We start from the raw sequence: 22,085 nt of genomic DNA on the forward strand, positions 1-22,085 counted from the left end.
CACGTTACGGGGAGGCGTCCGGGCCGGTCTTGTACGTTCTTGCGCGCTCCCGCCGGTAGGCGCCCGGGGGCACTCCCACGATCCGGGTGAAGTGGCGGTTGAGATGGGCCTGGTCGGTGAAGCCGACCGCGGTGGCGGCCTCGGCCGGCGCGGCCCCCGCCTCGAGCATGCGGCGTGCGCGGCGCACCCGGGCGTCCGTGAGCCAGGTGTGCGGGGGCATGCCGTACTGCTTCCTGAAGGCCCGCAGCAGGGCGAACGAACTGGTGCCGACCTCCGCCGCCAGGCTCTCCAGGGTGGGCGGCCGCTGCATCCGCTCCTCCAGCGCGGCGCGTGCGAGGGCCGCCCCGGAGGCTCCTGCGGAGTGGGGCGTACGTATGGGCAACGGCGCCGCCCTGCCGTGGCGGCCGAGCAGCCGGGCGACCGTGGCGCGCAGCACGGTGTCGGCCGCCAGGGCGTTGCCCTCCTCGGCGGCCCGGTGCACCTCGGTGATCAACCGGGCGGTCGGTGGATCGATGACGCTCGTCTCGGTGAAGCCGACGGTGCCGCGCAGGCTCGTGAGCTCGGCCGCGATGTCGTTGACGACCTGGGCCGAGGGGTAGAGCGTGGCGTAGACCCAGCCTTCGGGCACTCCTGCCCGGGCGGTGTGCGCCACTTCCGGATTGATCATGACGACGCTGCCGGGGCCGGCGTGCACGGTGTCGTGGGGAAGGCCGATCGTCTCGACTCCGCGGGTGACGGCGGCGAGGACGTAGCCCTCGTGGCTGTGCCGGGGGAAGGTGTGGCGTACGTACCGGGCACGCAGCAGATCGAGGCCGGGCAGTGCGTCGGGCTGCCAGTGCCTCGCCCACTCCCCTGTCGCGCCCGCTGCCGCCATGGCGGCATTCTCGCAGGTCCGGGGCAGCGGTATGCCGTTCGGTCCTGTCGGCGGGGGCACGCGGTGAGCACGCCGGGAGGCGTGCGCAACGGCCGTTGTCAGTGCCGGGGTGCACGATGGGTGGCATGGCCGGTTCCGCACTCGACTCGTTCTCGCCCGCGACCCGCAGCTGGTTCGCGGGCGCCTTCGACGCGCCCACGGCGGCACAGGAGGGTGCCTGGCGGGCCATCGGCGAGGGCTCGGACGTACTGGTCGTCGCGCCCACCGGTTCGGGCAAGACGCTCGCCGCCTTCCTCGCCTCGCTGGACCGGCTGGCAGCCGAGCCGCCGCCCGCCGAGGCGAAGAAGCGCTGCCGCGTGCTGTACGTGTCTCCGATGAAGGCGCTGGCGGTCGACGTGGAGCGCAACCTGCGCTCCCCCCTGATCGGGATCCGCCAGGAGTCGGTGCGCCTGGGTCTGCCCGAGCCGGAGGTGCGGGTGGGGATCCGTTCGGGCGACACCCCTCCGGCCGAGCGCCGTGCGATGGCGACCAGGCCCCCGGACATCCTGATCACCACTCCCGAGTCACTGTTCCTGATGCTCACCTCTTCGGCCCGGGAGGCACTCGCCGGGATCGAGACGGTGATCCTGGACGAGGTGCATGCCGTGGCCGGCACGAAGCGTGGCGCGCACCTCGCCGTGTCGTTGGAGCGGCTGGACGAACTGCTGGCCCGCCCTGCCCGCCGTATCGGGCTGTCGGCGACGGTCCGCCCGGTCGACGAGGTGGCGCGATTTCTGTCGCCGCAGCGGAAGGTGGAGATCGTCCAGCCTCCTTCGGCCAAGGAGTTCGACCTGTCCGTCGTCGTCCCGGTGGAGGACCTGGGGGAACTGGGCGGCTCGCCCGCGACCGACGGCGGGGCGGAGCAGGCGGAGAAGCCGTCCATCTGGCCGCACGTCGAGGAGCGGATCGCCGATCTCGTCCAGTCGCACCGCTCCACGATCGTCTTCGCCAATTCGCGGCGCCTGGCCGAGCGCCTGTGCAACCGGCTCAACGAGATCGCCTACGAGCGGGCGACCGGCACCGCGTTCGACGACAAGGCGTCCGTGGGAGCCCTTCCCGAGGCTCATTCCCCCGCCGAGGTCATGGCGCAGTCCGGGGCGGCCAAAGGGGCGCCCCCGGTGCTCGCCCGGGCCCACCACGGCTCGGTGTCCAAGGAGCAGCGCTCCCAGGTCGAGGAGGACCTCAAGGCGGGCCGGCTGCCCGCCGTGGTCGCCACCTCGAGTCTCGAGCTGGGCATCGACATGGGCGCGGTCGACCTGGTGATCCAGGTCGAGTCCCCGCCGTCCGTCGCCTCGGGACTCCAGCGGGTGGGCCGCGCGGGACACCAGGTCGGCGCCGTGTCCACCGGAGTCGTCTTCCCCAAGTACCGCGGCGACCTCGTACAGGCCGCCGTCGTCACCGAACGGATGCGCCAAGGGGCCATCGAGGCGCTGCGGATCCCGTCCAACCCCCTGGACGTGCTCGCCCAGCAGATCGTCGCCATGGTGGCGCTCGACAGCTGGCAGGCCGACGACCTCCTGGCCCTCGCCCGCCGCGCCGCCCCGTTCGCCTCGCTGCCCGAGTCCGCCTTCACCGCCGTGCTCGACATGCTCGCCGGACGCTACCCGTCCGATGCCTTCGCGGAGCTGCGCCCGCGGGTCGTGTGGGACCGCGTCGCCGGCACGGTCACGGGCCGCCCCGGCGCCCAGCGGCTCGCCGTCACCTCGGGCGGCACCATCCCCGACCGCGGACTCTTCGGCGTCTTCCTGGCCGGGGCCGACCCGAAGAAGGGGGGCGGCCGCGTCGGCGAGCTGGACGAGGAGATGGTGTACGAGTCCCGCGTCGGCGACGTCTTCACACTGGGCACCACGTCCTGGCGCATCGAGGACATCACCCGGGACCGGGTCCTGGTCTCGCCCGCCCCGGGCGTACCGGGCCGGCTGCCGTTCTGGAAGGGCGACCAGCTGGGCCGCCCGCTGGAGCTGGGACGCGCCCTGGGTGCGTTCCTGCGGGAGATCGGCGGGCTGTCCGCCGAGGACGCCCGCCTCCGGCTGCTCGCGGCCGGGCTCGACGCCTGGGCGGCGGACAACATCCTGTCCTACCTGGACGAGCAGCGCCGGGCATGCGGACACGTCCCCGACGACCGGACCGTTCTCGTCGAGAGATTCCGGGACGAGCTGGGTGACTGGCGGGTCGTGGTGCATTCGCCGTTCGGCGCCCAGGTGCATGCCCCGTGGGCACTCGCGCTGGCGGCACGGCTCGGCGAGCGGTACGGCATGGACGCCCAGGTCATGCATGCGGACGACGGCATCGTCCTGCGGCTGCCCGACGCCGACCTCATGGGCCTGGACCTCTTCGACTTCGATCCCGCCCAGACGGGTCCCGGCAGTGGGACGGGCGGCGCGTCGGCCGGCGGTGGAGCGGGCGGTGCGTCCGCCGGCGCAGGGTTCCCCGGCGGCGGGTTCGACGGCGAACAGCCGCCCGTGGGGGCGACCGACGTCGTCTTCGACAAGGGCGAGATCGCCCAGATCGTCACCGAACAGGTGGGCGGCTCCGCCCTGTTCGCCTCCCGTTTCCGCGAATGCGCGGCGCGCGCCCTGCTGCTGCCCCGGCGCAGCCCCGGCAAGCGCACCCCTCTGTGGCAGCAGCGCCAGCGCGCGTCCCAGCTGCTGCAGGTGGCCTCCGAGTTCGGCTCGTTCCCGATCGTCCTGGAAGCGGTCCGCGAGTGCCTCCAGGACGTATTCGACGTCCCGGGCCTCACGGAACTGATGGGTGATCTGGAAGCCCGCCGGGTCCGCCTGGTGGAGGTGACCACTCCCGAGCCCTCGCCGTTCGCGCGTTCGCTCCTCTTCGGCTACGTCGCGCAGTTCCTGTACGAGGGCGACTCCCCGCTCGCCGAGCGGCGGGCCGCCGCGCTCTCGCTCGACTCCCACCTCCTGGCCGAACTGCTGGGCCAGGCGGAGCTGCGCGAGCTGCTCGACGCCGATGTACTGGGCGAACTCGAACGTGAGCTCCAGTGGCTGACCGACGACAGGAAGATCAAGGACGTCGAGGGAGTCGCCGACCTGCTGCGCGTCCTCGGCCCCCTGACGGACGCCGAACTGGCCGAGCGCGCCGCCGAGCCGCACTGGGCTCCCGAGCTGGCCACGGCCCGGCGGGCCATCCAGGTACGCATCGGCGGATCCCCGCACTGGGCGGCGATCGAGGACGCGGGCCGGCTGCGGGACGCGCTCGGGACGGCACTGCCCGTGGGTGTGCCCGAGGCGTTCACCGAACCGGTGAAGGATCCACTCGGCGACCTCCTGGCCCGTCATGCCCGTACCCACGGCCCGTTCACCACCACGCAGGCGGCCGGCCGCTTCGGCCTCGGCACCGCCGTCACCGAGGGGGCACTGCAGCGCCTGGCCGCGTCGGGACGCGTCGTCCAGGGCGAGTTCCACCCGGCGGGCATCGGCCAGGAGTGGTGCGACGCCACGGTCCTGCGCCGGCTGCGCCGGCGTTCGCTGGCCGCGCTCCGCCAGGAGCTGGAGCCGGTCCCACCGGCCGCCCTGGCCGGCTTCCTCCCCCAGTGGCAGCACCTCGGCGGCAACAGCCTGCGCGGGATCGACGGGCTGGCCCGTGCCATCGAGCAGTTGCAGGGCGCCCCGGTCCCCGCTTCGGCTCTGGAGAAGCTGATCCTGCCGAGCCGCGTCGCGGGGTACACCCCCGCCATGCTAGACGAGCTCACCACCACCGGTGAGGTGGTCTGGGCCGGGTCGGGCGCGCTCCCCGGAAAGGACGGCTGGCTCTCCCTCTACCTCGCCGACAGTGCCCCTCTCCTGCTGCCGCCGCCCCGTCCGCTGGAGCTGACCGCGCTGCACGAGTCGGTCCTCACGACGCTTTCCGGCGGATACGGCCTCTTCTTCCGCCAGATCGCCGATCAGGTACGCGCCACCACCCACCCCGACTGCGCAGACCCGCAGCTGGCCGACGCCCTCTGGGACCTGGTCTGGTCCGGCCGGCTCACCAACGACACCCTGGCACCGCTGCGCTCGCTGCTCGGCTCGGGGCGCACGGCGGGCTCCACCGCCCACCGCGCCAAGCGCAGCGTGCCACGCGGCCGTTACGGGTCGTTGACCGCGGCCGCCCGCCCCGCGTCCCGGACCGGCCCTCCGACCGTCTCGGGCCGCTGGTCCCTTCTGCCCCCTGCCGAGCCCGAACCCACCCACCGCGCACACGCCCTCGCCCGCACGCTCCTGGACCGCCACGGTGTGGTGACGCGCGGCGCCGTGCAGGCCGAAGGGGTGGAGGGCGGGTTCTCCGCGACGTACCGCGTCCTGGCCGCGTTCGAGGACAGCGGGCAGGCCCGCCGCGGATATGTCGTCGAAGGCCTGGGTGCGGCGCAGTTCGCGATGGACGGCGCCGTGGACCGGCTCAGGGCCGTGTCCACCGCCCGCGACCGTACGGACCCCGGCGCGACTCCCCGCGCCCTCGTCCTCGCCGCGGCCGATCCGGCCAATGCCTACGGTGCGGCGCTGCCCTGGCCCGAGTCGCCCGACGGGGCCGGACACAAGCCGGGCCGCAAGGCGGGGGCGCTGGTGGTCCTCGTCGACGGCGAACTCACGCTCTACATGGAGCGCGGCGGCAAGACACTGCTCGCGTGGCCCACCGAACCGGCCGATCCGGCGCTCCGGGCGGCTGCCGAGGCGCTCGCGTCGGCGGCACGTGCGGGGGCGCTCGGTACGGTCACGGTGGAGCGCACGAACGGCGCCTCCTCCCTCACCTCCCCGCTGGGCCGCACCTTGGAGGAGGCGGGATTCCTCGCCACCCCGCGAGGGCTTCGGCTGCGCGCGTGAGGCCGGCGTCGGCGCGGGAGCCCGGCTCTCCCGCCGACGCCCCGGCCCGCGCATGATGGAGGCATGCCCGAAGGTGACACGGTCAAGCAGACCGCCAAGCGTCTCGACACCGCACTCGCCGGCCACGTCCTGACGCGTTCGGATCTGCGGGTCCCCCGGTTCGCCACGGCCGACCTGACGGGGCGGAGGGTCCTGGACGTCACCGCGCGCGGCAAACACCTGCTCACACGCGTCGAGGACGGGCTCACCCTGCACAGCCATCTGCGGATGGACGGCGCGTGGCGCATCTACGCTCCGGGCGAGCGCTGGCGCGGCGGTCCGGCCCACCAGATCCGGGCGATCCTCGCCACCGCGGACCACACCGCCGTCGGATACCGCCTGCCCGTGCTCGAACTGCTGCGTACCAGGGACGAGGCGAACGTCGTCGGGCATCTGGGCCCCGATCTGCTCGGCCCGGACTGGGACCCCGAGGCCGCGCTGCGCAACCTGCTCACCGGTCCGGCGCGCTCCGTCGGTGAGGCTCTCCTGGACCAGCGGAACCTGGCCGGGATCGGCAATGTCTACAAGTGCGAGCTCTGCTTCCTGGCGCGCGTCACACCCTGGACACCGGTGGGCGAGCTGCCCCTGCCGATCGTCTCGCGCATGGTCACCGTGGCCAAGCACCTACTGGAAGCCAATCGTGACCGTCCCACGCGGACCACCACCGGCGGCCCCACAGCCGCCCTGCCCCATCCGCGCGCCCGCGAGCCGCTCTTCGTCTACGCCCGGGCGGGCCGCCCCTGCCTGCGCTGTCGCACACCGATCCGCAAGGCGGACCAGGACACCCGGCCCACCTACTGGTGTCCGCACTGCCAGTCCGGCCCCACCGGCTGAGCCCGGGGCCGTACAGCGAGCTGCACCGCCGGTCTACGGCAGGGGGCGCTCCGGCCCGGCGGCACCGGTGGCCTCCTCCGGTTCGCCCGCGGGCCGCACGGCCGCCACCACGTGCACGGGCAGCAGGCTCAACCCCCACCCACCCGCCGCCACCGCGCCCTCGACCAGTCCCGCGTGCTCCGGCTCGAGCAGCATGCGCAGCACCGCCCACCACCACGCGCCACCGAGGACGAGCGCCGGCACCCATCGCCGCACCATGGCTGCCTCCTTCGGCCGACGCTAGTACGGCTCGCTCTCCTGCGGGGAGGGCGCACCGGTGCACCATCGGCGTACGCGGCGCGCAGAGGACGGCGGTACGCGCTCTCCTGGGCCGCGTGCGGGACAGGTGGACCACAGCCCTTCCAGGCAGTTTCTCCCGGACCCGCGCCGCCTGCATCCCGCCCTCACGCGCCTGTGCCCCCGCCGAACGGATCGGCGAGGGCACATCGGCGCCTGCCAGGCGCCCTGCGTGGGACTCGAGGTCAGCGGCGGTCCTTGTCGGACATGGAGTCCTTCATGCCCTTGGCGCGCTCACCTGCATCGTCGAGGGCGCCGCCGGCCTTGGCCTTCGCCTGGTCGGTCTTGCCCTCGGTCTCCTTGCGGCGGTCGCCCGTGAGCTTCCCCGTCGCCTCCTTGGCCTTGCCCTTCATCTTGTCCATGGCCTTGTCGTCACTCATGTCGCGCTCCTCACTCGTCGGCGGGCACTCGGTGCAGGACACCGCGGGGGTGTTCCGGCCCCTCTCAAGCACTCTCCGCCTGGAACATCCACGCGTGCTTCTCAAGATCGGCTGTCAGGGTGATCAGGATGTCCTGGCTGACGGGATCCGGGTCCGCGGTCGCATCGATCCGCTCCCGCATCCGGTCGATCACCACACGCAGGGCGTCCACCAGTACCTTCACCGCATCCCCGTCCTTGATCCAGCCGTCGGGCACGGAATCGATGGCCGTGGTCCGCGAGAGGGTCCGGGTCCGCCCGTCCGGGTTGACACCGACCGCCGAAGCCCTCTCCGCGACCGTGTCCGAGTGCTGTCGCGCCGTGTCCACGACCTCGTCGAGCTGGAGATGGACGGACCGGAAGCGCGGACCGACGACGTTCCAGTGGACCTGCTTCGCCACGAGGGAAAGGTCGATCAGGTCGACCAGAGCACCTTGCAGTGCGTCTCCGACAACCTTGCGGTCGTCCTCGGTCAGCGGGCTCTTCACGACAGACATGCACTTCTCCGATCAGGTAGCTGTTCGGCATACCACCCGTCCACGATGGCACATATGACTCAAAACAGTCATGCGGGCGACTGCCTCGATACGGGGCGGCCCCCCGGCCTCACTACGCACCTGCCCGGCAACCCGCGCCGCACACACAAAAGCCGGAAGCCCCGGCCGACCCCTTGTGGGGCCGGCCGGGGCTTCCGTTCACCACGGACCACGCAGGTCAGGCGGCGACGACATCCACCGCCTCCGCGGGCGCCTTGATGGTCACCCGTCCCGTCGGTACACCTGCCACCGACGTCACAGAGACAGAATTGAGCATTGGGCGTACCGGTACAGACACCGGGTCACTGGCTGCTGCCGACTCGGCCAGCTCGGCCAGCGACAGTTCATCGCTCACTTCACGCATGAGCTCGGACATCCGTACGTCAAGCGCGTCGCAAATGGCGGAGAGCAGCTCGGAGGATGCCTCCTTCTGCCCCCGCTCCACCTCGGAAAGATAGCCGAGCGAGACTCGGGCGGACGAGGAGACTTCGCGCAGAGTACGGCCTTGGCGCTGGCGCTGCCGACGCAGCACGTCACCAAGCAGGCGACGGAGCAGGATCATCGGTGGCTCCCTCCTCGGACCGCGTAGCCGCATCCTTCACGCCCCACCGTACCGCCTCGCGCTGCGGCCGTGCGGGGAGCGATGTCGTGTTCACTCAGGGCTGCAAACATCAATTCCCCCCGTTCTGTTCCGTATCCTGTGCCCTCGCATTTTCGCCGAGTTCGCCGGAGAGCAGCTCGAGCACGCTCCGTACACTCTCTCTACGGATGTCCGCCCGCCCGCCGTTCAACCTCAACCCGGCGACTTTCTGTATGCCGCCGGGTCCCGAAACGGCCACGTAGACCGTCCCCACGGGCTGTCCGTCCTGTGGTTCGGGGCCCGCGACGCCCGTGGTCGACACCCCCCAGTCCGCGCCCAGCACCTCCCGCACCCCTGCGGCCATCGCGCCGGCCACATCGGGGTCCACCGCGCCGCGCTCGGCGAGAAGCGCTCCGTCGACACCCAGCACCTGCTGCTTCAGGGGCGTCGCGTACGCCGTCACGGACCCCCGGAAGGATTGCGAGGCGCCGGGCACCGAGGTCAGCTCCGCGGCCACCAGGCCGCCGGTCAGGGACTCGGCGACGGCGAGCGTCTCACCACGCTCCTGAAGCAGTCGCAGCACCAAGGCCGCCTCGGACGTCACCGCTCGGCCTCCGCCGCGCCCCTGGCGCCCGCAACGCGCTCCTCGACACCGCCACTCGGGCGGCGGCCCCCGTCATGCCGCCTGCCGTCCGTCCCGGCGCCGTCGGCGTCCGCTGCCGCCGTGACCGCCTCCAGGGCCGCCGCCCGGTCGGCTGCGAGCCCCTTGCGGCGCAGCACCACGGCCTGGCGCACGTAGTCGAGCCCCGTCACGACCGTCAGCACCACGGCGGCCATCATCATCCAGAAGCGCAAGGTCGCCAGCGGTCCCGTCAGTGCCAGGACGTACATTCCGACGGCCGTGCCCTGAGCCAGTGTCTTCAGCTTCCCGCCGCGGCTGGCCGGAATCACCGCATGGCGGATGACCCAGAACCGCATGAGCGTGATGCCGAGTTCCCGGAAGAGGATCACGCCGGTGATCCACCACGGCAGATCGCCCAGCAAGGACAGGCAGATCAGTGCCGCACCCATGATCGCCTTGTCGGCGATCGGGTCGGCGATCTTCCCGAAGTCCGTGACCAGGTTGTAGGCGCGGGCGAGATGCCCGTCGAAGAGATCCGTGATCATCGCGACGGCGAAGGCCGCCCAGGCGAAAGAGCGCCACACCGGGTCGTATCCGCCGTCGTGCAGGAGCAGCATGACGAACCCGGGGACGAGCAGCAGCCGCACCATCGTGAGGATGTTGGCGATGTTCCACAGGCCGGCCTGGTTGACGGCCGACGCACCCAGCTTGCCGCCGCGGGGCGCCGGCGTCGAGCCGGAGCCGCCTGCCGCGGATGCCGGGGCTCCCGTCATCTGGCTGCCTCCGCAAGCTCGTGGTGTTCGGCCACGAGGTCCACTCCCTCGGTGCCCACTGCCTTAGCCTCGACCATACGGCCCGGCACGAGCCCCTCGCGTGTGGTGAAGACGACCTGCCCATCCGTTTCCGGCGCCTGGTGGGCCGCGCGGCCCACCGCGACCGGCCCGTCCTCCTCGGACTCCACGGACTCCACCAGGACCTGCAGGGTCTCTCCGACCCTCTCCTCGGCGCGCTGAGAGGTCAGCTCCTCCGCGAGCTGCGAGATGTGGGCGAGGCGTTCGGCGATGACGTCGGCGTCCAGCTTGTTCTCGTAACCGACGGCCTCGGTGCCCTCCTCGTCGGAGTACCCGAAGACCCCGATGGCGTCCAGGCGCGCTCCGGTGAGGAAGCGTTCCAGCTCCGCGAGGTCGGCCTCCGTCTCGCCCGGGAACCCCACGATGAAGTTCGACCGGGCGCCGGCCTGCGGCGCCTTGCTGCGGATCGTGTCCAGCAGCTCGAGGAACCGGTCCGTGTCGCCGAACCGGCGCATCGCACGGAGCACCCCGGGGGCGGAGTGCTGGAAGGACAGGTCGAAGTAGGGGGCGACCTTCGGCGTCGAGGTGAGGACGTCGATCAGGCCCGGGCGCATCTCCGCGGGCTGCAGGTAGCTGACGCGGATCCGCTCGATGCCGTCGACGTCGGCGAGCTCGGGCAGCAGGGTCTCGAGGAGCCTGATGTCACCGAGGTCCTTGCCGTAGGACGTGTTGTTCTCGGAGACCAGCATCACCTCCTTGACCCCCTGCTCCGCGAGCCAGCGGGTCTCCCCCAGGACGTCGGAGGGGCGCCGGGAGATGAACGAGCCGCGGAAGGACGGGATGGCGCAGAAGGAGCAGCGGCGGTCGCAGCCGGAGGCGAGCTTCACCGAGGCGACCGGGCTGGTGCCCAGCCTGCGGCGCAGCGGTGCCCGCGGCCCGGAGAGCGGCGCGACGCCTTCCGGCAGGTCGGCGGGGGCCGGGGCGACGTCCTGGGCGTGCCCGGGCAGCGCGACGGCGGCGTCCTGCCGCGCGGCCGGGCTGATCGGGAGCAGCTTGCGCCGGTCACGCGGGGTGTGGGAGGCGTGGATGCCGCCGTTGAGGATGGTCTGCAGGCGGTCGGAGATGTCGGCGTAGTCGTCGAAGCCGAGCACTCCGTCCGCTTCCGGCAGAGCCTCGGCGAGGTCCTTGCCGTAGCGCTCGGCCATGCAGCCGACGGCCACGACGGCCTGGGTTCTGCCGTGATCCTTGAGATCGTTGGCTTCCAGCAGGGCGTCGACGGAGTCCTTTTTGGCGGCCTCGACGAAGCCACAGGTGTTGACGACGGCGACATCCGCGTCGGTGGCGTTCTCGACGAGCTCCCAGCCGTCCGCTGCCAAGCGGCCTGCGAGCTCCTCCGAGTCCACCTCGTTACGGGCGCAGCCAAGAGTGACAAGGGCGACGGTACGGCGTTCGGGCATGGGCTCAAGACTACTTTGTCCCGGCACCCGCCCTGCCGTGCAGGGTTCACCGCTACAGGCTGTGACCGAACGGCCGGGGGAGAGCGGTCGAAAATGAGGACGGGGGCCGGCCGGCAGTGTCGCCGGTCGGCCCCCGTCCCCGGTGTGGCGGAGTGGGAGGGAGAGGTCAGCCGACCTCGGGGTCACCCTTGGTGTACGAGAGCCGTTCGACCTGACCCGGCTCGAACTGGTCGTCGACCTTCTTGCCGTTCACGAAGAGCTCGACCGCCCCGGCGTCGCCGAGGACGAGGTCGACCCGCTCCTTGTCCTGGAAGGTCTTGGACTCGCCCTTGAGCAGCAGCCCGTCGAACAGCAGCCGCCCGTTGTGGTCCTTGGCGGAGATCCAGCTCTTGCGCTCGGTGGCGCTCAGCTTCACCGTCACCTTGTCCCGCGGGGCCGCGGCGATGGCGCTGTCGGAGGGCACGGGCTTGGGGTCGGCGGGCTTGGTGGCCGTGGGCGTGGGAGTGGTCCTGTCCGGCGTCGAGCCCTCGGCCACCTGGGCCGCGCCCGAGTCGTCGTCGCCGCCGGTGAAGAGGGTGAAGCCGACGAAGCCGACCACGGCGACGATCGCCGCCACCATCGCGGCGGTCCAATTGGGCCGACGGGGGTCGGACCGGATGCGTTCCGCCTCGAACAGCGGCGCCGCGGGGGTGGGCGCGGGGCGCCCACCGTGCTCGGCGTCGTACTGCGCGACGAGCGGGTCCGGGTCGAGCCGGACGGCGCGCGCGAACATGCGGATGTGACCGCGTGCGTACACGTCGCCGCCGCAGCGGGAGAAGTCGTCCGTCTCGATCGCGTGCACGATGGGCATGCGCACCCGGGTGGAGTTGCTGACTTCCTCGACCGTCAGACCCGCCGCGATGCGTGCCTGCTGAAGCGCGAGTCCGATGGAAGGCCGGTCGTCTTCGGGGGAGTTGCCGATGGACACGGGGGCGCCTTTCGAGCGTGAGCCACCTGCTGGATGTTCAGTCTAGGGGTGGTACGAAAGGGTGGGGCAACCGGGAGCGACGACTTTGTACGCCATCGGGTTCGCCGGGCAGCCCCTTGGGCAGGGCACGGGCCGGAGCAGCGGATGGATCACCCGCTGCCCCCTTCTTCAACTTGACGTACGGCCGGGCGAAACGGTTGCCCGTAAAACTCTTACGAAGCGGTTTCCCCACGGATGACGGCCAGCACCCCGTCGAGTTCGTCCGCCTTGACCAGGACGTCGCGCGCTTTCGAACCCTCGCTGGGGCCCACGATGTTGCGCGATTCCATCAGGTCCATGAGGCGGCCGGCCTTCGCGAAGCCCACGCGGAGCTTGCGCTGGAGCATCGACGTGGAGCCGAACTGCGTGGAGACGACCAGCTCGGCCGCCTGGCAGAGGAGATCGAGGTCGTCACCGATGTCCTCGTCGATCTCCTTCTTCTGCTTCGTGCCGACCACCACGTCGTCACGGAACACCGGCGTCATCTGATCCTTGCAGTGCTGGACGACTGCCGCGACCTCGTCCTCGGTGACGAAGGCTCCCTGCATACGGGTGGGCTTGTTCGCCCCCATCGGCAGGAACAGTCCGTCACCCTTTCCGATGAGCTTCTCGGCACCCGGCTGATCGAGGATGACCCGGCTGTCAGCCAGTGACGAGGTCGCGAAGGCCAGCCGGGAGGGCACATTGGCCTTGATCAGACCGGTCACCACGTCGACCGAGGGGCGCTGAGTGGCGAGGACCAGGTGGATCCCGGCCGCGCGCGCCAGCTGGGTGATGCGGACGATGGAGTCCTCGACGTCGCGCGGGGCGACCATCATCAGGTCCGCCAGCTCGTCGACGATGACGAGCAGGTAGGGATACGGGGACAGCTCCCGCTCGCTGCCCTCGGGTGCCTTGGCCTTGCCGTTGCGCACCGCGTGGTTGAAGTCGTCGATGTGCCGGTATCCGTACGCCGCGAGGTCGTCGTAGCGCAGGTCCATCTCCCGCACCACCCACTGCAGCGCCTCGGCGGCCTTCTTCGGGTTGGTGATGATGGGCGTGATGAGGTGCGGAATGCCTTCGTAGGCGGTGAGCTCGACCCGCTTGGGGTCGACGAGCACCATCCGGACGTCCTCGGGGGTCGCCCGCACCATGATCGAGGTGATCAGGCAGTTGATGCAGGACGACTTGCCGGAACCGGTCGCGCCGGCCACCAGCACGTGCGGCATGTGCGCGAGGTTGGCCATCTCGTAGCCGCCTTCGACGTTCTTGCCGAGCGCCACCAGCATCGGGTGGTCGTCCTCTGCCGCGTCCGCGAGGCGCAGCACGTCACCGAGGTTGACCATCTCCCGGTCCGAGTTGGGGATCTCGATGCCGACCGCGGACTTGCCCGGGATGGGGGAGATGATCCGGACGTCCGGGCTGGCGACGGCGTAGGCGATGTTCTTGGTCAGGGCGGTGATGCGCTCGACCTTGACGGCCGGACCGAGTTCCACCTCGTACCGGGTGACCGTCGGGCCGCGGGTGAAGCCGGTGACGGCCGCATCGACCTTGAACTCGGTGAAGACCGTGGTCAGCGAGGCGACGACCGCGTCGTTGGCGGCGCTGCGCGTCTTGCCCGGGCCGCCACGCTCCAGCAGGTCGAGCGAGGGCAGGGAGTAGGTGATGTCGCCGGCGAGCCGGAGCTGCTCGGCCCGGGAGGGCAGCGCCCCGGAACGCTCGGGGACGGGTTTGGTCAGATCGGGCACGGCGCCGGAGGGCGACACGTCCTGCCCCGCGCCGCTCCTGGGCGCGGGCCTCGTCTCGGCCGACCTGGCCCCGGGCACCGGGGTGGCCGTCCGCTCGCCGTCCCGGTCGGTGAAGACGCCCTGCGTCAGGTCGGCGACCACCGGCGAGGGCGGCATGCCGTTGAGCACCGCACCGTCGAGCGCGGCGGCGGCGGCCGCCGCCACGTCCACGGCGTCCATCGAACGGTTCATCGCGGGCTGGGCCGAGGTCCGCCGCGGACGGCGCCGCTTGGCCAGGGCCTCCCCCTCGGCCTGATCCGGGCCGTACGCGCCGTCGGGCGCCGGGCGACGGCCCGGTGCTCGGCGCGTGGGCTCGGGAAGCGCCTCGCGCCACTGCTCGTCGTACCGCTCGTCGTCGCTCTCCTCGTACTCCCCCGGTACGTGTACCGGGGCGAGGACGCCGAGCCGGACACCGAGCTGCCGCAGCCTCTGGGGAATGGCGTTGACCGGGGTCGCGGTGACGACCAGGAGGCCGAAGACGGTCAGCAGCAGAAGGAGCGGCACGGCGAGGACCTCGCCCATCGCGAAGATGAGCGGCTTGGAGGCGGCCCAGCCGATCAGACCGCCCGCGTCCTGCATCGCGTCGGTCCCGTCCTCGCGCCCCGGCGATCCGCAGGCGATGTGGACCTGGCCCAGCACCCCGACGACGAGGGCGGAGAGCCCGATGACGATACGGCCGTTGGCCTCGGGCTTCTCCGGATAGAGGATCAGCCGCACCGCGACGGCGCCCAGCAGTATCGGCAGGAGCAGGTCGAGCCGGCCGAACGCCCCGGTGACGAGCATTTCGACCAGGTCGCCCACCGGGCCCTGGAGGTGCGACCACGTGCCGGCCGCCACGATCAGCGCGAGACCGAGGAGCAGGAGCGCGAGGCCGTCCTTGCGGTGCGCCGGGTCGAGGCCCTTCGCGCCCCGCCCTATGGAGCGGAAGAGCGCGCCGACGCCGTGGGCCGTACCGAGCCACACGGCACGGACGAGGCGGTACACACCCGCGGTGGGGGACGGCGCAGGTCGGGGCGGCGCCTTCTTGGCCACCGCCTTCCTGGCGGTGGCCTTCCTGGCGGGCGCGGTCTTCTTCGCGGCGGTCTTCCTGGCGGGCGCGGCGTTCTTCGCCGGCCCTTGGGTACGACCGGCACGCTTCGCGGTGCCCGCCGTGCCCTGGGAACCCTTGCCGGACGTACGTGAGGCCATGTGACTGAGGTTACCGGTGTCTACGGCGGTGGACACGGTGCCTACCGCTTCACCCGACCGTGTCGCCGTGACGAGGCACGAAACTGACGCGTTCTCAGTCGCCGCCGGACGGTCTCCGCGAGGGCGGAGCCGAGGCCGGTGTCAGTGCTGCGAGGGCAGAGCCGACGCCGATCCGCCCGTCCCGGGCTCCAGGGCGTCGAGTGCGCGGCGCAGCCCGGTGAGCTTGCGCTCGAGGTGAGCGGCGGTGGCGACGGCCGCGGCGTCCGCCGATTCGTCGTCCAGTTGCTTGGAGAGCGCCTCCGCCTGCTCCTCGACCGCGGCGAGGCGCGCGGAGAGCTCCGCGAGCAGCCCGGCCGGCTCCTTCTCCACGACGCCCGGGTGCGTGCCACCCTCGAGTTGCAGCCGCAGCAGCGCGGCCTGCTCCCGGAGCTGGCAGTTCTTCATGTACAGCTCGACGAAGACCGAGACCTTGGCACGCAGCACCCAGGGGTCGAACGGCTTCGAGATGTAGTCCACCGCACCCGCCGCGTACCCACGGAAGGTGTGATGCGGACCGTGGTTGATCGCTGTGAGGAAGATGATCGGAATGTCGCGGGTCCGCTCACGCCGCTTGATGTGCGCAGCCGTCTCGAACCCATCCATCCCAGGCATCTGGACATCCAGCAGAATGACTGCGAAATCGTCTGTGAGCAGCGCTTTGAGCGCTTCCTCCCCTGACGATGCCCGTACCAGTGTCTGATCCAGCGCGGAGAGGATGGCCTCCAGCGCCAGCAGATTCTCCGGCCGGTCATCGACCAGGAGGATCTTGGCCTTCTGCACCATGGCCCGCCCTCCTCGCCCCGGAATCGCACCGGGGGCCGCCCCAGGGGACGACTCCCTTTCGCCGTCCGTCCTTGTGCCGGTCATGGTAGCCGCACCCCGCCCGTCGCCACACCCTGTCACCGCGATGTCACTGTGCACATAGCGCAAACGCGGTGCGGGACCAGAAGGTTCCCCGGATCCGCGCGCTCACACCCTCCGGGGCGGGGAAGGCGCGCGACCCGCGAGGGCCCCGCGCCGCCGGGTCACTCTCCGCTCATCCAGCGCTCCATCACCGACAGCAGGTGGTCGGAGTCGACGGGCTTGGTCACGTAGTCCGAGGCCCCGCAGTCGATCGCCTTCTCGCGATCACCCTTCATGGCCTTCGCGGTCAGCGCCACGATCGGCAGTCCGGCGAACTGCGGCATCCTGCGGATGGCCGTGGTCGTGGCGTATCCGTCCATCTCGGGCATCATGATGTCCATCAGGACGATCGTCACATCGTCGTGCTGCTCCAGGACTTCGATGCCCTCGCGGCCGTTCTCCGCATACAGCACCGTCAGCCCGTGCTGCTCCAGCACGCTGGTGAGGGCGAAGACGTTGCGGATGTCGTCGTCGACGATCAGCACCTTCTCCCCGCGGAAGCGGAACGTCCTGCGGGACTCCTGCTCCTCCGGGACGCTCTGCACCCACTCCTCGGGAGTGACACCCTCCTGTCCCGCTCCCGCCCTGCCGTTCGCCGGGGCGGGCCGCTGCGCCGCTGCGCCCAGCGCCTTGCGCCGGCGCCTGAACACCCCGGCGGAGTTGCCCGGGTCACCCAACGGCAGCTCCGTACCGCGCCGGGAGGCCTCCAGGTGCAGCGCCTCGGTGGCGCCCGCGCGAACCTCCGCCTGGCCGGGCCCTGTCTGCGGGTATCCCTGGGGCGGCAGTTCGCTCGGGTGCAGCGGCAGGTACAGCGTGAACGTCGAACCGCGTCCCGGTTCGCTCGCCGCGTGGATCTCACCGCCCAGCAGCCGGGCGATCTCCCGGCTGATGGAGAGGCCGAGGCCCGTGCCGCCGTACTTGCGACTCGTCGTGCCGTCCGCCTGCTTGAAGGCCTCGAAGATCACCAGCATCTTGCTGGACGCGATGCCGATCCCGGTGTCGGTGACCGAGAAGGCGATCAGGTCCCCGTCGGCCTCACGCAACGAGCCGGCCTCCAGCAGATGCTCCCTGATGGAGTCGGGCACGTCCGCGCCGGCCGGCCGGATCACCAGCTCCACCGCCCCGCTGTCGGTGAACTTCACCGCGTTGGACAGCAGGTTGCGCAACACCTGGAGCAGGCGCTGTTCGTCCGTGTGCAAGGTGGCGGGCAGTTCCGGGGACACCCGTACGGAGAAGTCGAGCCCCTTCTCCGCGGTGAGCGGCCGGAACGTCGCCTCGACGTAGTCGACCAGCTGGACGAGGGCGATCCGGGTCGGGCTGACGTCCATTTTCCCCGCCTCGACCTTGGACAGGTCGAGGATGTCGTTGATCAACTGGAGCAGGTCGGACCCCGCCCCGTGGATCGTCTCGGCGAACTCCACCTGCTTCGGCGACAGGTTGCCCTCGGCGTTGTCGGCGAGCAGCTTGGCCAGGATGAGCAGCGAGTTCAGCGGGGTACGCAGCTCGTGCGACATGTTGGCCAGGAACTCGGACTTGTAGCGCATCGAGACCGCCAGCTGCTCGGCCCGCTCCTCGAGGACCTGCCGCGCCTCCTCGATCTCGGTGTTCTTCACCTCGATGTCGCGGTTCTGCTGCGCCAGCAGCTCGGCCTTCTCCTCGAGTTCGGCGTTGGAGGCCTGGAGCGCCTTCTGCCGGTTCTCCAGCTCCTGGGAGCGGTCGCGCAGCTGCTCGGTGAGCTCCTGGGACTGCTCGAGGAGCTTCTCGGTCTTCGTGTTGACGCTGATGGTGTTGACGCTCGTCGCGATCATCTCGGCGAGCTGGTTGAGGAAGTCGCGCTGGATGTGCGTGAACGGCTGGAACGAGGCGAGCTCGATGACTCCGAGGACCTTGCCCTCGAAGAGCACCGGCAGCACGATCACATGTGCGGGCGGCGCCTCGCCCAGGCCGGAGGAGATCTTCAGGTATCCCGGCGGAACGTTGTCCACCTGGATCGTCCGCTTCTCCTCGGCCGCCGTCCCGATGAGCGTCTCCCCGGGCCGGAACGACGTCGGCATCGAGCCCGCCGAGTAGCCGTAACTCCCCCGCATACGAAGCTCGTAGGAAGTGTCGTCGTCCCCGTCGACCCCCACCTCGTCGGTGTCCCCCGTGGTCATGGCCAGGAAGAAGGCGCCGTGCTGGGCCGAGACGACCGGGGTCAGCTCGCTCATGATCAGCGAGGCGACGTCGTCCAGGTCGCGGCGGCCCTGCATCAGGCCGGAGATCCGGGCGAGGTTGCCCTTGAGCCAGTCCTGCTCCTTGTTGGCGAGGGTGGTGTCGCGCAGGTTGGCGATCATCGTGTTGATGTTGTCCTGCAGCACCTGGATCTCGCCGGCCGCGTCGACGTCGATCTTGAGGTTCAGGTCGCCCCTGGTCACCGCGGTGGCGACCGCGGCGATGGCACGCACCTGACGCGTCAGGTTCCCCGCCATCTCGTTGACCGATTCGGTGAGGTCGCGCCACGTCCCGTCGACGTCCCGCACCCGGGCCTGTCCGCCCAGCTGGCCCTCGGTACCCACTTCCCGGGCCACCCGGGTCACCTGCTCGGCGAACGAGGAGAGCTGGTCGACCATCGTGTTGATGGTGTTCTTCAGCTCCAGGATCTCGCCGCGCGCGTCGATGTCGATCTTCTTCGTGAGATCACCCTTGGCGATGGCCGTGGTGACCGTGGCGATCTGACGCACCTGACCGGTCAGGTTGGACGCCATCGAGTTCACCGACTCGGTGAGGTCCTTCCAGGTGCCGGAGACGCCCGGAACCCGCGCCTGGCCGCCCAGCTCGCCCTCGGTACCCACCTCGCGCGCCACCCGGGTGACCTCGTCGGCGAACGACGACAGGGTCGTCACCATCGTGTTGACGGTGTCGGCGAGTTCGGCGACCTCGCCCCGCGCCTCGACGGTGACCTTCTTCGTCAGGTCGCCGTTGGCGACCGCGGACGAGACCCGGGAGATGTTGCGCACCTGGCTGGTCAGGTTGTTGGCCATCAGGTTGACGTTCTCGCTGAGGTCCTTCCAGATGCCCGTCGCACCGCGCACCCGAGCCTGGCCTCCGAGGATGCCCTCGGTACCCACCTCACGGGCGACGCGCGTCACCTCGTCCGCGAAGTTCAGCAGCTGGTCGACCATCGTGTTGACGGTCGTCACCAGTTCGAGGATCTCGCCCTTGGCGTCGACGGTGATCTTCTTGGACAGGTCACCCTTGGCGACCGCGGTGGTCACCTCGGCGATGTTGCGTACCTGGAGGGTCAGGTTGTTCGCCATGCCGTTGACGGACTGGGTGAGGTCCTTCCACGTACCGGAGACGCCCTGCACCTCCGCCTGGCCGCCCAGCATGCCTTCCGTGCCCACCTCACGGGCGACCCGGGTCACCTGCTCGGCGAAGTTCGAGAGCTGGTCGACCATCGTGTTGAGCGTGTTCTTCAGCTCCAGGATCTCGCCCCGGGCGTCCACGTCGATCTTCTGCGACAGGTCACCCCGCGCCACCGCCGTCGCGACCTGCGCGATGTTGCGGACCTGCGCGGTGAGGTTGCCCGCCATGCCGTTCACGGAGTCGGTCAGATCGCGCCACACGCCGGCCACACCCGGCACCTGCGCCTGGCCGCCGAGCCGTCCGTCCGTGCCCACCTCGCGGGCGACCCGGGTCACCTGGTCGGCGAAGGCGGACAACTGGTCGACCATCGTGTTGATGGTGTTCTTCAGCTCCAGGATCTCGCCCCGGGCGTCCACGTCGATCTTCTGCGACAGGTCGCCCCGCGCCACCGCCGTGGTCACCTGGGCGATCTGACGCACCTGGGAGGTCAGGTTCCCCGCCATGAAGTTGACGGAGTCGGTGAGCTCCTTCCACGTGCCGGACACGCCGTCGACGCGGGCCTGGCCGCCGAGGCGGCCCTCCGTGCCCACGTCACGCGCCATGCGGGTCACCTGGTCGGCGAAGTTGGACAGCTGCGCCACCATCGTGTTGACGGTGTTCTTCAGCTCCAGCATCTCGCCGGCCACGTCGACGGTGACCTTCTGCGACAGGTCACCGTTGGCGACCGCGGTGGTCACCTGCGCGATGTCGCGCACCTGTCCCGTCAGGTTGCGGAAGGCGGTGTTCACCGAGTCGGTGAGGTCCTTCCACGTCCCCGCCGCGCCCGGCACCTCGGCCTGGCCGCCCAGCCGGCCTTCGACGCCGACCTCCCGGGCGACCCGGGTCACCTCCGAGCCGAAGGACTGGAGCTGGTCCACCATCGTGTTGACGGTGTTCTTCAGCTCGAGCATCTCGCCGGCCACGTCGACGGTGACCTTCTGCGTCATGTCACCACTGGCCACGGCCGTGGTCACCTGCGCGATGTCGCGCACCTGGGTCGTGAGGTTGCGGAAGACCGTGTTCACCGAGTCGGTGAGGTCCTTCCACGTGCCCGCCGCACCCGGCACCTGCGCCTGGCCGCCGAGCAGACCCTCGCCACCGACCTCGCTCGCCACCCGTGTCACCTCGTCGGCGAAGGTGCGCAGCGTCTCGGTCATCTGGTTGATCGTCTCGGCGAGCTGCGCGACCTCTCCGCGCGCGCTCACCGTGACCTTCTGGGTCAGGTCGCCGTTGGCGACCGCCGTCGTCACCTCGGCGATACCGCGCACCTGGGAGGTCAGGTTCCCCGCCATCGTGTTGACGGAGTCGGTGAGGTCCTTCCAGACGCCTGCCACCCCGGGAACCGTGGCCTGGCCGCCCAGCTCGCCCTCCGTGCCCACCTCGCGGGCGACCCGGGTCACCTCGGAGGAGAACGAGGACAGCTGGTCGACCATCGTGTTGACGGTGTTCTTCAGCTGCAGCATCTCGCCGGCCACATGGACGGTGACCTTCCGCGACAGATCCCCCTTGGCGACCGCCGTCGTCACCAGGGCGATGTCGCGGACCTGAGCGGTGAGCCGGTACGCCATGGTGTTCACGGAGTCCGTGAGGTCCTTCCACGACCCGGACATGCCGCGCACCTGGGCCTGACCGCCCAGCTTGCCCTCGGTCCCCACCTCGACCGCCACCCGCGTCACCTGCTCGGTGAAGGCCGCCAGCTGGTCGACGAGGTTGTTGACCGTGCGCGCGACCTTCAGGAACTCGCCGCGCAGCGGCCTCACCGTCTCGTCGGACGTGTGCGACCGCAGTTCCATCCGCTGCTCGAGGTCACCGTCGGCCACTGCGGAGAGCACCCGCCCGACCTCGGACACCGGTCGCGACAGATCGTCGACGAGCTCGTTGGAGGCGTCGATCGCGGCGGCCCAGGAACCCTCGCAGGCGCCGGTCTCCAGCCGCTCGGTGAGCTTTCCCTCCCGTCCGACCATCCGCCGTACCCGGGCGAGTTCGCCCGTCAGGTGAAGGTTGCGGTCGGCCACCTCGTTGAAGACGGCGGCGATCTCCGTGAGCACGCCGTCACCGGAGACGGTCAGCCGCCTGCGGAAGTTGCCGTCGCGCATCGCCACGAGAGCCGCAAGCAGTCTGTTCAGAGCTGCCGCATCCACGTCGATGGTCCCATTGCGCTGTTTTCTCACGGGCTGTCCGCCTTTTGTGCGCATTCCTGAACCCCGCGCCGCCACGCCAGACTCCACCGTGTCCCTCCCGCAGGGGTTGACCGTATCGCTCGGGCCGTTGTCGGAAGTTTGCCCACTTCCACTTTGGCTCACCGCCACAGCACACCGTCGACGGGTGACTATGCGGACGTCAAATCGTTGAAACGTACCAGGCCGGAACCAGGTGGAGGGGAAAGTTCCATGGTTGCCTCATTCCCCTCACCCCGCACCCCTGGTTCGTGCGCCCCGCGCACAACTGCGGGCGGGCCC

At 70.7% G+C, this 22,085-nt stretch carries 14 protein-coding genes; 2 read left to right on the forward strand and 12 right to left on the reverse strand.

The window, feature by feature from the left end; translation table 11 throughout:
* Positions 1-4: 4 nt before the first annotated feature.
* On the reverse strand, positions 5-874 hold the full coding sequence (locus QFZ58_RS10345) for an AraC family transcriptional regulator (protein WP_307124637.1): 870 nt from the start codon (positions 872-874) through the stop codon (positions 5-7).
* A gap of 125 nt (positions 875-999) precedes the next feature.
* On the opposite strand from QFZ58_RS10345, the gene QFZ58_RS10350 reads away from it, so the two are divergent.
* Together QFZ58_RS10350 and QFZ58_RS10355 are read left to right on the forward strand one after the other, a co-directional pair.
* Positions 1,000-5,727, forward strand: coding sequence for a DEAD/DEAH box helicase (locus tag QFZ58_RS10350; RefSeq protein WP_307124638.1), 4,728 nt, complete (start codon positions 1,000-1,002; stop codon positions 5,725-5,727).
* A gap of 63 nt (positions 5,728-5,790) precedes the next feature.
* On the forward strand, positions 5,791-6,600 hold the full coding sequence (locus tag QFZ58_RS10355) for an Fpg/Nei family DNA glycosylase (protein WP_307124639.1): 810 nt from the start codon (positions 5,791-5,793) through the stop codon (positions 6,598-6,600).
* A gap of 33 nt (positions 6,601-6,633) precedes the next feature.
* Here QFZ58_RS10355 and QFZ58_RS10360 read toward each other — a convergent pair whose 3' ends face one another.
* From QFZ58_RS10360 to QFZ58_RS10410, 11 genes are all read right to left on the reverse strand, one after another.
* Complete coding sequence (locus QFZ58_RS10360; RefSeq protein ID WP_307124640.1) at positions 6,634-6,858, reverse strand: hypothetical protein; 225 nt, start codon at positions 6,856-6,858, stop codon at positions 6,634-6,636.
* Between the two features lie 263 nt (positions 6,859-7,121).
* Positions 7,122-7,316: a CsbD family protein gene (locus QFZ58_RS10365; protein ID WP_307124641.1), complete on the reverse strand. Its 195-nt coding sequence runs from the start codon at positions 7,314-7,316 to the stop codon at positions 7,122-7,124.
* Between the two features lie 64 nt (positions 7,317-7,380).
* Positions 7,381-7,851, reverse strand: coding sequence for a Dps family protein (locus QFZ58_RS10370; RefSeq protein ID WP_307124642.1), 471 nt, complete (start codon positions 7,849-7,851; stop codon positions 7,381-7,383).
* A gap of 217 nt (positions 7,852-8,068) precedes the next feature.
* Positions 8,069-8,452, reverse strand: coding sequence for a helix-turn-helix domain-containing protein (locus QFZ58_RS10375; protein WP_307124643.1), 384 nt, complete (start codon positions 8,450-8,452; stop codon positions 8,069-8,071).
* 109 nt (positions 8,453-8,561) lie between these two features.
* Complete coding sequence (locus tag QFZ58_RS10380; protein ID WP_307124644.1) at positions 8,562-9,074, reverse strand: CinA family protein; 513 nt, start codon at positions 9,072-9,074, stop codon at positions 8,562-8,564.
* On the reverse strand, positions 9,071-9,865 hold the full coding sequence (pgsA, locus tag QFZ58_RS10385; RefSeq protein WP_307124645.1) for a CDP-diacylglycerol--glycerol-3-phosphate 3-phosphatidyltransferase: 795 nt from the start codon (positions 9,863-9,865) through the stop codon (positions 9,071-9,073). Before pgsA ends, QFZ58_RS10380 begins: the two co-directional genes overlap by 4 nt.
* Entirely contained in the window at positions 9,862-11,340 is a 1,479-nt protein-coding gene (rimO, locus tag QFZ58_RS10390) for a 30S ribosomal protein S12 methylthiotransferase RimO (RefSeq protein ID WP_307124646.1), read from the reverse strand. Before rimO ends, pgsA begins: the two co-directional genes overlap by 4 nt.
* Positions 11,341-11,506: 166 nt before the next feature.
* Entirely contained in the window at positions 11,507-12,307 is an 801-nt protein-coding gene (locus tag QFZ58_RS10395; RefSeq protein ID WP_307124647.1) for a helix-turn-helix domain-containing protein, read from the reverse strand.
* Positions 12,308-12,519: 212 nt separating this feature from the next.
* Positions 12,520-15,300: a DNA translocase FtsK gene (locus QFZ58_RS10400; RefSeq protein ID WP_307124648.1), complete on the reverse strand. Its 2,781-nt coding sequence runs from the start codon at positions 15,298-15,300 to the stop codon at positions 12,520-12,522.
* A 141-nt stretch (positions 15,301-15,441) separates the two neighbouring features.
* Entirely contained in the window at positions 15,442-16,122 is a 681-nt protein-coding gene (locus QFZ58_RS10405; protein ID WP_307124649.1) for a two-component system response regulator, read from the reverse strand.
* A 242-nt stretch (positions 16,123-16,364) separates the two neighbouring features.
* On the reverse strand, positions 16,365-21,797 hold the full coding sequence (locus QFZ58_RS10410) for a HAMP domain-containing protein (protein ID WP_307124650.1): 5,433 nt from the start codon (positions 21,795-21,797) through the stop codon (positions 16,365-16,367).
* Positions 21,798-22,085 lie beyond the last annotated feature (288 nt).

Origin of the sequence: Streptomyces sp. B1I3 (assembly GCF_030816615.1) — a bacterium.
Lineage (GTDB): Bacteria > Actinomycetota > Actinomycetes > Streptomycetales > Streptomycetaceae > Streptomyces.